General features: G+C 47.9%; 8 protein-coding genes. 2 read left to right on the plus strand and 6 right to left on the minus strand.

The features are described 5' to 3' along the window. The first annotated feature begins 160 nt into the window (after positions 1 to 160). Positions 161 to 2191 (plus strand): GxGYxYP domain-containing protein, encoded by a 2031-nt coding sequence (locus Q0577_RS00410; protein WP_298731678.1) that lies wholly within the window; start codon positions 161 to 163, stop codon positions 2189 to 2191. 91 nt (positions 2192 to 2282) lie between these two features. Next, positions 2283 to 5891, plus strand: coding sequence for a TraB/GumN family protein (locus tag Q0577_RS00415; RefSeq protein WP_298731680.1), 3609 nt, complete (start codon positions 2283 to 2285; stop codon positions 5889 to 5891). 27 nt (positions 5892 to 5918) lie between these two features. On the opposite strand, the gene Q0577_RS00420 is transcribed toward Q0577_RS00415, so the two are convergent. From Q0577_RS00420 to Q0577_RS00445, 6 genes are all read right to left on the minus strand, one after another. Next, complete coding sequence (locus Q0577_RS00420) at positions 5919 to 6503, minus strand: hypothetical protein (protein WP_298731682.1); 585 nt, start codon at positions 6501 to 6503, stop codon at positions 5919 to 5921. A gap of 80 nt (positions 6504 to 6583) precedes the next feature. After that, positions 6584 to 7279 carry an alpha/beta fold hydrolase gene (locus tag Q0577_RS00425; RefSeq protein ID WP_298731684.1) on the minus strand — a complete coding sequence of 232 codons (696 nt, stop codon included), beginning with the start codon at positions 7277 to 7279 and terminating at the stop codon, positions 6584 to 6586. A 47-nt stretch (positions 7280 to 7326) separates the two neighbouring features. After that, positions 7327 to 9729, minus strand: a complete 2403-nt coding sequence (locus tag Q0577_RS00430) for an outer membrane beta-barrel protein (RefSeq protein WP_298731686.1) — start codon at positions 9727 to 9729, stop codon at positions 7327 to 7329. Between the two features lie 205 nt (positions 9730 to 9934). Continuing rightward, positions 9935 to 11602 (minus strand): cyclic peptide export ABC transporter, encoded by a 1668-nt coding sequence (locus tag Q0577_RS00435; RefSeq protein WP_298731687.1) that lies wholly within the window; start codon positions 11600 to 11602, stop codon positions 9935 to 9937. 59 nt (positions 11603 to 11661) lie between these two features. Beyond that, on the minus strand, positions 11662 to 13275 hold the full coding sequence (locus tag Q0577_RS00440) for an MBL fold metallo-hydrolase (protein ID WP_298731689.1): 1614 nt from the start codon (positions 13273 to 13275) through the stop codon (positions 11662 to 11664). Positions 13276 to 13319: 44 nt separating this feature from the next. After that, on the minus strand, positions 13320 to 14211 hold an 892-nt coding region (locus Q0577_RS00445; RefSeq protein WP_298731691.1), incomplete at its 5' end, for a thioesterase domain-containing protein.

Raw genomic sequence — 14211 nt, forward strand, 5'->3', positions numbered from 1 at the left:
TGGCATCCCTTTAGCTGAAAACGCAGCTATCCGGCGCATGTATGGAGCAGAGGCAATGGTGATGTAAAACCTCGTTTACACCTTCTTTATTTTCCCGATTTTAATCCGTAATTTGTTACTGAAAACCCACGTTATTGTTCACTCAAACAAGTTTTAACCTATGTTGAAACCCAACACCTTGTCCATTAAGACAGTAGCTGTACTATTGCCCTTGTTGCTGCTACTCATTATGCCAACCCTGGCCCAGATCTCATGGCCATCCGCTCAGCTGCTTCCTTCCTTCCCCGCACCCGCGCAAACGCAGGACCTCTTTATCCTTCGTGAAACGTCTACGCGCTGGGAAGGCGAAGGCTCCGCCCTCAGCCACAAAACAGGCAGGCTTGAAACGGATGGCTGGCTTTGTCAAACCGGTATTGATGCGCCGAATGATCATATGATCTACGGGCCATATAGTACCGATGTGCCGGCAGGCCCCAATGTAGCCGAATTCCGTATGAAGGTAGACAACAATACCGCCAACGATGATCCCGTAGTGGACATCGATGTACGGAACGCTACCACCGGGCAGATTCTCGCCGCGCGTACCATTACCCGCACGCAGTTTCCGGTGGCTTCCAACTACGTTAATTTCACCCTGCCCTTTACCATGCCGGCAGACAATCAGTCCATTGAGCTGCGTGTATTCTGGCGCGGCACCTCCTACACAAAAGTAGATTGGGTAGCGGTGCAGCAGAATAACTCTTCTGCAGAAATGTACCTGTTTGCTTCCCTGAAAGGCATTGTGAACAAAACAACGCCCCGGCTCTTCTCCTATGAAGGAGACGCTTTTGCAGAAGGACAGTATACCTGGCTGCAATCGCTGGGCCTGAACTGGACCGAGTATTCCAACAAATGGGATCTCATTACAAAATACCGCAGTGAAATTTCCGGTTTAATTGTATACGATCCTTCGCAGATCCACACCGTTAACCTGGCTACCGTACTGGCGAAAAATTATAATGCCCTTATCGCATCGCCCACATTGTTGTCACGTTTAACATCCGCACCGTATAATATTCCTGTAGTGCTTGATCTGCGTAATCAGTTCACCAGCAAGCTGCAGGTATACCAGACACTGTATAATACTTACTGGCCTAACCTGGATCACCGCCTTTTGATAGGGTTGAATCCCGACATACATAAAGCCGCCCTGCGCGAATATGCCACGGCTTTAGGCGCTGCAGTGATCTGGCTGGATCCTGAAAATGCCGCTGAAAGCCAGCTGCTGAACAGCTTTTTATCTTCCATGCCACCCGGCTCCAACTATATGGGATGGTGGCCCGATGAAGCCCCGGGTGTGCAGAGAGGTTCCACCTATGGTATCACTACCATCGCGAGCGACTGGGCCACTAACCTCACCGTTCACAGCGGTATGCCCAGAACCGTGAACGTTAAACCGATCCCTCCCAAGCCTGCACTGCAGAATAAGATCTATGTGGCCTTTATATTAAGTGATGGCGACAACCTGCAGTATGTGGAGCATCTCATGCGTAAGCTATGGAACAATGCTGATCGCGGCTCCGTGCCCATTGGCTGGACCGTATCACCTGCCATGCTGGATGCCATGCCGGGCGCACTGAATTTCTATCATCAAACCTCCACCAACAATGATAACCTGATCTCCGGTCCTTCCGGTTACGGTTACACGTATCCGAACAACTGGCCCAACCAGAACCTGCTCAACCAGTTTGTTGCCAAAACACAGGACTATAATCAACGCGCCGGTTTACGGGTGATCACTATCTGGAACACGATCACCGGCGGCATTAACCAGAACGTCGGACAAGCCTTCGCTACCTATGCCCCGCAAACGCTGGGCTTAACCGCACAGAATACCGGCGGCGGGCTTACCATCTATAACAACAGTCTTCCGGGTATGGCGCTGTCCTGTAACTATTGTACCGGTGAACAGGCCATGAAGGATCACATTGCCTCCGCCGCCGCAGGATGGAATGGCACATCACCGCGTTTTATTATCATACAGGCGCAACCCTGGACGGATGTGACGCCCACCACTTTTAAAAACGTTGCCAATTCACTGAACACCAATTATGTCGTTGTGCGGCCCGATCATATCTTCCAGCTGATCCGGGAAGCCAACGGGCTGTCTACTGATCCTGGCAGCACACCCATAGCCTGCCTGATCAATTAACGAATAGCAAAGACCGACTCCATAAGCAAAAAAAGAGGATGCTGGTTTTATAGCAGCATCCTCTTTTCACTGGTTTTATTATCTTTATGGCATGTTCGCCTATACTATCCGCCGGACCAGGGACACCGGAACTTATACCCGTACCATATGCCTGCTGTTAGCCCTGTTGATGCAAACAGCTTTCTTACGCGCCCAGCATAATAACAGACCTGATTACCAGTTACTCTGGCGTATTGATGCTCCCGGCATGCAAGCGCCCTCTTACCTCTTTGGTACAATGCACCTGACAGACAGGCGGGTGTTTGAATTCAGCGATTCCGTATTAACGGCCCTGCGCAGCACTGCATCTTTCGCGATGGAAGTAGACATGGATTCTATGCTGGCCTATATGCTGGCGCCTAACGGGCCGCTGAAAGATACGGTCAATCATATGCGCCGTTTACTAAGCGACAAAGAATACCACTACGTAGACAGCCTGGTGAAAGAAAAAACAGGCGCGCCGCTGGACCAGCTAAGCCTGAAACGTTTATGGTTCCTGGAAAAGCTGCTGATCGGGGAAGAGGAGGAGCTGAAGAAAAATGAAAGCCGCCCAGGCCATAAACCCGAGAACGTATTCCTGGATGCGTGGCTGTACCAGAAAGCCATCGGACTTAACAAACCCGTGCATAGCCTGGAGAAGATACAGAACCAGCTGAATATTATGAGCGCCGAGGTATCAGATATCCAGAAGGAAGCTTTTCTCTGGGCTCTCGGATATAAGACCAGCGGCACCGGCGATGCCACAGACAGGACCAAGCGCCTCCAATCAAGAGTAGACTACCTGGATGCAATGGTGAACCACTACTATGAAGGTGATCTGCAGCAGATCCTGAAACTGGTAGACAGCTGGGAGGAAGAAGATACACATCTCGAACTGGTGCCGCGCAATATAGAAATGGCAGATAATCTTGCCAGGCTGGCTGCCAAAGGCAGTGTGTTTGCCGCCGTAGGGGTGGCTCATTTACCAGGCGGAAAAGGGATGCTTGCATTGCTACGGGAGAAGGGGTATACCGTTACCCCGGTGAATGCCACCTTTACCGGGGTTGCCAGGCGTGAACGCCAGCAGCTTGACAGCGTGAAAGGATATTCCCTGAACAGGATGGCGGATGGTTACAGCGTTGTATTTCCCGGTATCCCCATCGCTTACCAGGTGCCCAACATGAACCGTAAAATGTATGTAGGCACCAACAACGATGAAACCGGCTTCGCTTTTTTTATGGACATCGCACAGCTGGCGGCAGACAAACAGGAACTGGTCAATAACATGATCGCCAATATGGCGAGCCAGGGTAATGCGGCCATACAGCGATCCTATCCCATTATTTACCGTGATATACCCGGTACTGAAGCGTTGATGCTGCGGGAGAACATGTTGTTCCATATGCGCCTGTTTATCCGCAATAACAGGGTTTTTGTGTTTATGTACAACTCACAGGAGAAAGACAGCGTTGCGCGGAAGGATTTTTTCAACTCTGTACGCTTTTACGACGTGGTGCACCCGGTAATGGCATATGAAACCCTGGCACGTCCGGACCTCGGTTTCTCGGCCATACTGCCAGCAGACGCCAATCACGCCAGTATAGGCGGCCGGAACGGCGGCCGCCCCGAAGAAGTCTATACCTCCCTGGATGGCGTTAACAATGTATCTTATGTAGTTCGCATCCTGAAGATGCATAAAGGCTATTACAACCTGAATGATCAGCAGCTGTTGGAAGAATTAAAGCAGGTGCTGATAGGGAAGGACAGCACTATACAGGTGATCGACTCCTCGCTGTCTGAACAGGGCGGATTGCCCCGCCACCAGCTTACCTGGCAACATGCCAACGGCTTCGTTTCCCGCATTGACTTTATACCAAGGGGTAACCTGGCTTATTGCCTGATGTGCGTGTACGACAAAGCGCATACAGACAGCAGTTATTGGCGCCGCTTCCTGGATGAGTTCCGCATATTGCCCCTGTTGTCACAGGCGCCTTCCGTTCCATTTACGCCGGAGGATAGCAGCTTCTCCGTAATGGGTCCGGTGGCCCTTGAAGGTGGCGCCCTCTCGCGGTACGACAGTTCATCGGCCGTGGCAACATACCAGTACCAGGCCATGGATACCCTGTCTAACGCCGTGTATATCGTAATGGTAGACAAATACCACCGTTACTATTATGAGGCGCCTGACAGTATCTTTCGCACATTTTTACAGCGTAACGACAGCGATCTTATTGTAACTGCATCCCGGCAGTATACATTGGATGGCCTGCCCGTCAGGGAAGTGGAAACGAAACTACGCCGCACCGGTCTGCGTCTTTACCGCAAAGCAGTGCTGGCGGGACATACGGTCTACCGCATCTCTGCTATCATCCCCGAAGAGCTGGATGGGAAAGGGTATGCGCAGCAATTCTTTGCCTCCTTTCATCCGGGTAAAAGGGAGCAAAACGATGCGCGCCGCCTGGGACAAAAGAAACTGGACCTGCTGCTGGCAGACCTGCAAAGCAGGGATTCGGCGGTATTCCAGGGGGCCTTTGCTTACCTGCGTAACCTCGCGCCCGACAGTGCAGAAGTGCCTGTTATGCTTCATGCACTCACCCAACCTTTCCCGGGAGACACTGGCAGTAACAACGTTAAAGTAAAACTGCTGCTGTCGCTGAAGAAGCACGCCAATGACGCCACCGTGCATGCTGCCGGACAGCTGTTCAACGAAACCACCGATCCCGGACGTCGCAGGAGTATCCTGCGTTTCCTGAGCGCGCTGGGAACAGATACTGCTATGCACACCTTCCTGCGACTGGGAACCCAATTGCAGGAAAGTATCGCTACAGGCGGCGTTTTTGATTACAGCCTCCGCTGGAATGACAGCCTCTATCAGCGATACCTGCCTGAAATCGTTGCTGCTGCCGAACATGCGCCCGGCCTGCTGGAGGCCTTTGCAGGATTTTCCGCCTGGGATTCAACATGGCTTGCTCCCCGGTTTGAACGCTACGGGCTTGAACGCCTGGTACCCGGACTACAAAGACTGTTTACCCGCGATATAGCGCGGTGGAAAAACCGGCAGCCGGATGCAGACAGCAGCTGGATGTGGGAAAACAGTCTGCTGAACATCGGCCATATACTGGCTTTGCCGGGAATGCCAGGTTCCACTGTTCCCGGTTTTCGTGTGCTGCTGACGGATACTACCATGCAGCTGCGCGCCCTCGGCGCCCGCGGTTTGATCAGTCAGCATATCACGGTGAATGACATTATGCTGAATAGTATCCTCATTAATAACAACGTCTCCTGGCCGTTCATTTCTGATCTCAGGGATCGCAAACAGCTGAAGCATATCCAGCATTTGCTGAACCAGGAACTTATAGGGCGCAGCTATGTGGCTTCCATATTATCTGATGATTATGATGTAACAGCGATCGGCCAGTTTGCCCGTGTAAAAGTGAAACTGGAAGATCAGCCTGCAGTATGGATCACATTATACCGTTATAAAACAGATGAGAACGAGGAGTGGGAATATGTGCTGAACGGCCCCCAGCCGGCGGACGGGAAAAAGCTCAATTTCGAACCGACGTTTATACGCTGGCTTAATGAAGGGCAGGATGTGACAGATAAAAAACAGCTCGCTGCTATAACGGAAGAAGCATATAAACGTTACCTGGAAGAACAGAAAGAGCAGGAGCAGCATTAAGTGCCGCTGTGCGGCAGACGGGAAAAGCTAGTTTTTCTTCCGCTTATTTCCCGTCTGCTGCTGCAGCTCGTGAGGCAGGGGTGCTATATTCGATTTGCGCTGAGCGCCTTTCTCTGCCGTAACGATCTCACCACGGCTATACGTTTCTTTTATCATGTGCCCGTCTTCATCGTACAAACGCCATTCACCATTTCGTACAGAATTTCCTTTCCGTACAACTTCCACCCGGGACTCTTCCTGCGTAACCGGATCTATGACCAGTACAGTGTCAATTTCGCCTTCTATTTCCATCGCCAGCATAACACCCGCTGCGCTGAGTTTGCCGTTGGGATAATAATATTTACAGGGGCCATCCAGTACGCCGTTATGGTATGTTTCTTCCGCGATCAGATCACCGATCTCATTGTATTTTTTCCAGACGCCTTCTTTGCGGTCGTTTTTGTAGGAGCCTTCCCAGCTGTAACCGGGCTCTCCGCGCAGCGGCTCTACCTGTTCTATCCAGGGGCCCTGTTTGCGTTGCTTGGCATCTGTCTGGTTCACGGCAGTCGGTGTTTGTGCCTGGGTCAGCAGTGCGGAGCAACTGATAATGAGTAAAATAACGATCTTTTTCACAGGTCTTTAGGTTTATGGTTCAGGCACAAAGTAAGGATTTGGAGGGGATTAACAAAGAGTGTATCACCGGGCCGAGTTTACTATGACAGGCCTAATGTGGAGGAAATAATATGGACGATCTCCCGGGGGTAGTTGAAAATAAAGAAATGTTTGCCGGGAAACACCTTTATCTGTACATCGTTACTCGTCTCTTTTTTCCATTCGCATGCATCTTCATAGCTTACTTTTTCCTCCTTGCCGATCATGACAGTGATCGGCAGGTCCAGCATCGCGGGACCTGCATACTGATATGTTTCCACACCGCGAAAATCCGATCTTAGAATCGGCTCGAAAAAGTTCATTACGTTATCGTCGTTCAACAGGTCATCAGGAAAGCCGCCCAATTCTTTAAGCTTGCTGATGAATGCAGGACGTGGTAATTCTGATGTGGGAGGATGTTTTCTCGGAATGGAGGGGCCTCCTCTGCCCGAAACGAACAGGTGCACCGGATTATTCAGGCCTTCCTGCCTGATCCGGATGGTCACCAGGTAGCTTAGCAAAGAACCCAGGCTATGGCCGTAAATAGCGTAAGGAGTATGAAGTGAGTGCCTGATCTGGGAAAATATATCGTCTACCATCAGCCAGATATCTGACAGCGGCTGTTCCATTGACCTGGCGCCTCTGCCCGGCAGCTCAACGGGTACTATATTTAAACCGGCCGGAGCTGCAGCGGCATAGCTGTTATATGAATACTTGCTGCCTCCTGCAAAATGGAAACAGAATAAGTTGAACTTCATTATTTGTTACTGATTTTAACAAACAATCCTGCATACAGCGTTACAAACTATTGTATACGCTGCAACGCTTCATTGTTACCTAATTTTCTTGGCCGGGTCGTTATTTTTGTTTTCCCAAAATTATAGGTGAAACCTAAAGACAGACGGCGGCTGTCTCCATACCGGTCTTTCCGTGAGCGGTATACTTCAAAACTTTGTCCTGAGAAGTATACGTTGCGTTTCAGGATATCAGTACCACCGATCCTGAGCTGGCCTTTATTATTCAGCACACTTATTAATAAACCGGCATCTATGTTCCCCACTTCTCCTATACTGGTCAGCTCAGACGTGAGTGAAGAATAGTAGTAAGCGGTAACTTCCAGTTTAATGTTCTTTGAGAAATTAAAAGTGTGACTGCTTTTAATGTTAAACCAGTCGGAGGAAAGACGGAACGATTGGTTGAGCACCTTACCCTCTGCTTTTGAATAGCCGAAGACGGAGCCGCTGTTTTGTGTACTCCACCAGGAAGTTATCTGAAGCGGGTAGAACACGTCAATATGGAAGTCTTGTGCATTATCCAGGTTTTGCAATGCAAAGTAGGTCACCTTGGTATTGTAATCCTGCTTTATGGGGAATTGACCGAACATCCCTTTAATGATGGTATAGTTAAATGAAATGTTCAGTTTATTTAACTGGGTATTTAAACTGAAGATGTTGTCATACTGTGGCTGAAGCGCAGGGTTGCCTGTAAATACGGTATACTGGTTAACAAATATTGTGTAGGGAACCAGTTCATTATATGGCGCGCGGCTGATCACTTTCTTGTAAGAAAGCGAGAAATTGTATTGCTTGCTGAAATCATGCTGGTAGTTAATGGTCGGGAAGAATTTCAGATAGTTTTGTTTAAAATTATTAATGAATTCCGCTTCCGTATTTTCAACCCTTAAACCCGCCTGCAGCCTGTCGCTTACCCAGTTTTTGGACAGAATGGCGTAACCCGCATAGATCGCCTCTCTGAGGTGATTGTTATTGGAGTAACCGGGTACCACAGCAAACTGTCCGCTGCTGTTATCTTCGTAAAGAATACTGTTTTTGGAATCTGTACGCTGATATTTCAGGCCCGTTTCCAGCTGCCAGTGCTGCCGGAATTTATGTGTATAGTCGGCCTGACCGATAAGAATGTTTATATTGGTATTATTAGTGATCTGGTAAATGGCCGGCGTACGTATTATAGCTTCGGTACCGTCAACCAGTACTGAAGGAAAATATTGGAAGAAGTTGCTGTTATAGCGTGTATATGTACTGAGCAAGGTGAGTTCGTTTTTCCCGGAATCAGCCAGCAGGTGGTAGTTCAGGTTAAAGTTATAGGTCTCTCCTTTGTTGTCCAGCGGGCTGTTGGTATATAGTATTGAGTCAACAGGCGCCTGCAGTTTGCTGAATATATTGCTGGACGCAAAGAGGCCGTCGCTTCGTACTATCCTGGCCGTTGCAAGCGCTCCGATGGTTTGGTTATCAGTGAGATTGATATCTGTTCCACCCTGAAATGAATAAAAGTTCTGGTAGAAGGTCCTGGTGATATTTTCCTTGAGCAGATCTGGTTTTTCTGTTGCATTTAACTCACGGTCCATCAGATTGACGGATTGCTGGTCGCTTCTGGTGTATGCGCCCAGGCCAAAAAGCGTGACATTCTTTTTCTTGTAAGTGATCCTGCTATTGCCTCCATATTGTCCGTATTTCCCTTGGGCGCCTTCCAAACGAACATTGCCGGTAATACCTTCTGTTTGTTTCTTTTTGGTGATGATATTAATAACGGCCCCATAAGCGGCATCATACCGGGCGGATGGATTGGTGATCAGCTCTACAGAAGAGATATTTCCTGCAGGTATCATCTGGAGGATATCCTGTAAAGAGGCTTCAGGGATTGGTTTATTATCCACCAGGAACATCGTTTTCTTGCCTTGTAGCTGCACCTCATTGGAGGCGGATAATGATACAAATGGCGTTGATTTAAGCAGGTCAATGGAGTTGCCAGACGCCATTGCGCTCTTTTCCACATTCACAATAAACCGGTCGCCTTTCCTTTCCACGGGGGCTTTGCGGCCGGCGATCTCGATCTCTGTCAAGGTAGTGGCGGATGCAGCCATGGTTAACCGCCCAACATGTACCCCTTCCTCTGCCTGCATTTTAACAGGCCTTGAATAGCTAATGGTAAATCCAAGCACAGAAACCTTAACAAGGTAGTTGCCGGAAGGAACGTTGAAGAAGTGATATTGCCCTGTTGTATCTGATAATACGTTCTTTACTACAGATGAATCGGGAAAGGAAAGCAGGGAGACGGTAGCAAAAGGTATCGGGGCGCCCTGCTGGTCAGTAACCAGGCCGCTTAGCTGGCCTTTTACCAGGGTATCTGTTACAATAGCAAGCCTGTCAGTATAGCGATCTACTCCCTTCGCTACAAGGATTGTAAACATGCAGATGACAATAATTGCTGATGTTCTCCAGGCGGGGCCGCAGTACTTCTTTTTTTGGATTTTCATACGTTCTTTGGTCGATAAGGGTTTAGCGCTTGTTTGGCGTAACTGAAGCCGCTACAAGTTGTTGGTTATCTTGGTAATGGGTGTTTAGATTTTGGCCATTCATCGGCAATTTACAATTTTTAACATTTAATGTGTTATTTTAGTTTAACAGCGACCCAGCAGAATAAATAGTGACATCTTCTATTGTCAGTCTTCCATAATCCATTTTATAAAGTTTGTCTGCAGTATGATAGTATTTATCATCATGGGTGATACCAATGATGGTGAGGCCCTCTTCTTTCAATGCAGGAAGGATCTCGGTATAGAACTTTTTCCTGAAATAGGGATCCTGATCCGCTGCCCATTCATCCAGCACCAGTATAGGTTTTTCCTCCAGCAGGGCGGCAATAAGGGCAAGCCGTTTTCGTTGTCCGGTAGAAAGGTCGATTGTAGAAAATTGATGGCCGTCCAGCTTAACTTTGTTATCCAGCTCAAACAGCTGCAGGTAATATTCCCATTTTTCCATAGAGAAATTCCTGATACCCGGCAGATCATTGAACAGATAAAAGTCACTGAACACAACGGCAAAAAGGGTACGGTACTCGGGGTAGTTATCGGTAGTGACGGGGATGCCGTTGAGGAGGATCTCTCCCGCCATTGGAGGCCGTATGCCGATCAGTGAATGAATAAGTGTAGTCTTACCGCTGCCGTTCCCCCCATATATAAAAATAGTTTCTCCCTTCCTGATATCTAAACTGATAGGACCCACTCCGAAGGTTTTGTTCTTGTCGGCATCCTTGTAACTGAATTCCAGCTGGCTGACTGACAAAGTATCAAATTCCTGTTTGCTTATATACCTGGAAGGTATGCGATTCCCTTTTTGCTCTTCTTCCAGTTCCTTTTTTAAGTTCAGCAAATGAATGGCAGCCACTTTTGCCCTTGCCAGTCCGGGAAGAGCCCCCATAATGGTTTCGATAGAACCCAGCAGGTAAAGCAGTGTGAATACAAAACTTACAATATTACCAGGTTTTATATTCAGCAGAATGCCCAATACCAGCAGTACAGACGATATCAGCAGGTAGAAGAGTATCTGCCCGGTGACCTGGTTGGTAAGGAATCCTGCATGGGCGGAGATATTGTTTTTGAAAGATTCGTCTGCCACCGGGGCTATCTTCCTGTCATAAATGTCATGACCCTTACGGGAATCCATGTTGATCTCTTTGAACCCGTGCAGTAAGGCGTTGAAGTGCTCAAGGAACTTGTTCTCCAGGACGCGGCTCCGTTCATACTTTAAACTGATCTTTTTATTGTTTACATAGTAGACGCTGATGCCGATCGATGCCACAAATAATGTGATGGCGAAGAGTATGATTGAGATAGATGCAAGATAGATCAGGCAGGCTATAGACAGGATCATTGCAGTGAAGAACTGGATGATGATCATTGATGCGTCTGTAAGCACATATACATCCCTGAATATAGCCGTTTGTATATTGCTTCTTTTCTCTGTCAGTTGCTGGTAGTTAGACCCGAGGATAAAAGACAGGATGTGCTTCCGCAGTCGCCAGAACAGGTTTTGTGATGAACGGATGATCCCAAGTGAAAGCAACCTCCTGGTGCCAATCACCAGTAGCACAATACCTGCGGCGATTAAAAGGTAATCTTTGTTAACGGTTGTCAGGGAGCCGGATATAATGAGATTTATAACACGGGTTACACAATTAATGAACAGGAAATTGAGTATTCCCGAGAGGATCCCCAGCAGTACATATTTAACCAGCCTTTGTTTGCCGAACATGGGCATTATCAGCGTGAATACTTTTTTCATTTTTAATGCTTAAGTAGTTGAAAAAGGCGATGGATGGAATGGGAACAGTTCCCGCCTTATCAGGCAGGAACTGCATTGGATTCATACAAAAGCTCTTTTTCACCAAACAGTCTTTCAGCAATGATTCCCCGGTTTTTACATTCTTCCACCAGGAGGTTTGACTGGATGATCGGGTTAGATTCATCGGTATACTTAATACTGCTGATGAACTTCAGCCAGGGTTCCATGCCCATTGCGTATACATAGGCTTCTTTGGGATGGAATATGTCGATCAGGTGCAATCCCTTCCTGAAGTCGGATCCAGAAAGCCTTCTCGACTGGTCTTTGTCCCTTGGCATATCTTCTGTCAGCAAGGGGCCGTATAACCAGGTTAAGGGCGCTCCGTCACACTCCATGCCCAGGAAGATCACGTCAACATCCCCCAGCACATGGTGTATGTGCTCATACAGCTTGGCTTCCAGTATCCTTGAATCGGCTACAAAAAGGAACGAGAATTTGTCTACTGCTATATGATAACATGATTTAGCTTTCACATTCAGATCGCTGTGTTCTCCCGTAAACGGTATACCTGTTATCACGCAGTTCTTGAATTCGATGGTTTCCATTTCATCTATTTCGGTAATATTATCGAACCCGATCTTATTGAACATCAGCTTCAGGTTGGGGTCTTGCAGCGCGCCGCTGGTAGTGCGGGGGACAATGATATTCTTTATTTTGTGCCTTAAAGGAAGCAGTGTTTCAAACAGGATGTGATCCTGGTGATTATGCGTGATCAGTACATAATCTATAACATCCGGCAGGTCTATATCAGAAAAGTGTGCCACACTTGATTCATACCCATAGTAACTGATAAGTGGATCTACGAGGATGCTGATATCTTTGGTTTCTATTAGAATGCAGGCATGGCCGAAATAGCGCATTCTTACATGTTCTCCTTCATATTTCCTGTACGCGGGGTGTTCCTGTTGCGTGAAGAACGTGTTGAATAATGCCCGGTCTGTATCCTTTACTCCCAGTATGGCAGCTATTTCATCGATCGAGCCGGCCTTACGTTTCATCCTGCTCAGTACATCGATGCCGGCATGCCTGAAAGGGATATCGAGATGCAGTACATTAGGCTCATCCAGTTTAGGTGTGCTCAGACAGAACGGACGGTCGTCGTTATCAGTTACCCATAATGCAATGCTCTGAGAACGTTCATTATAGAATTTACTTTGGTACAGAAGTGACTCAAAGAAACGGAAAGAGGGGTTGTTGTTAAGATCATATACCAGTTCTACATATCCTTTCAGGATGTCAGGAACTTTCTCGTATAGGCTTTCCAATGAGTATCCTTTTGCATGGGCCTTTAGTGTTTTGTCGAGTTCCTGTACAGCGGCTGCAAAGGCGATCTGGTCAGCTTGCCTTTCAGTTGTCCGGTGCTTGAGTTCCCGGATCTCTTCTACACGGGGCACTTTGTAATCCATGAATGGGCCCCCAAGCATCTTGGGATTTTTTACAGCAGCGGCATGTATCTGCTCCGACTGTATATAGGAGTTCATTATTTTAAGATGCCTGCCTACCGTGTTCATGGCAGCTGTTGCGGGTGAGATCAGATGTGCCCAGGCATACCATCTTTCAAACAGGGGTTCAATTACTACGTTGGGTTTGAGATACCAGGTGTTGTCTTTCATAATTCAAGGATTTAATTTGTTGTAATAAAATGAGTTGACTGGTTTTAATGGATGATGAGCGATCTGAGTATTTTTTCCATTGCTGTAAGGTGCTTTCTGGAAAACAGTTCCCAGTGATCTCCCTCGATGAATGAGACATTTACAGTTCCTTCCGTGTATTGGCTCCATTCGGACATACGCGTCCTGTTTTCTGTTCCGGTAGCTTCAATGGCGTATATATTGCTTTTTATGCTACTCCCTGATGCATATGCAGCCAGTATTTTAAGATTGTTTGACAGGAATCCGGCAAGCCGTTCTTCCCCGGTATGTTCACCAGCTAGCAGCACCCTGTATTTGTTAAGCAGCTGTGCGGTATGTATGCTGTTTGTTGCTTCAGAGTAGTACACGGGCGCTGCCTGTACATGTCTGTCTACCAGCACAAGGCGGAACGGTTCTTCCTGCGTTTCCAGCAACCGGGCCACCTCATACGCAATCACAGCGCCCATAGAATAACCCAGGATGATCCGTTCGCCTTTTGTTGGGTGAGCAATGATCTGGTCATAACAATCACGTGCCGCCAGTTCAATAGAATCGTACAGGGGTTCTTCGTTTTCCAGCCCCCTGTATTGCCAGCCGTAGCAGGAAAAACTGTCAGATAACCTTTCTGCCAGTGGTCCGTACAGGATCGCATTCCCTAAAACGGGCGGGATGAAATAAACAGGCTTCAGGTCATCCCGTTGCGGTTTATTTAAGGCGAACAGTTTACTATCTGCGGTTTGTTCTAATGCCAGTTCTTCTACAGTGGGGCGCTGGTAGATGTCCTGGAGTTTTACATTGAACCCGTGAATGCTGTTTAACAAATGTTGCAACTTTACTGCTTTGAGACTATGCCCGCCGATATCAAAGAAATTATCCTTCACGCTGATACGATCCTTGCCAAGGATCTCCTGCCAGATG

Origin of the sequence: uncultured Chitinophaga sp. (assembly GCF_937898475.1) — a bacterium.
Classification (GTDB): domain Bacteria; phylum Bacteroidota; class Bacteroidia; order Chitinophagales; family Chitinophagaceae; genus Chitinophaga.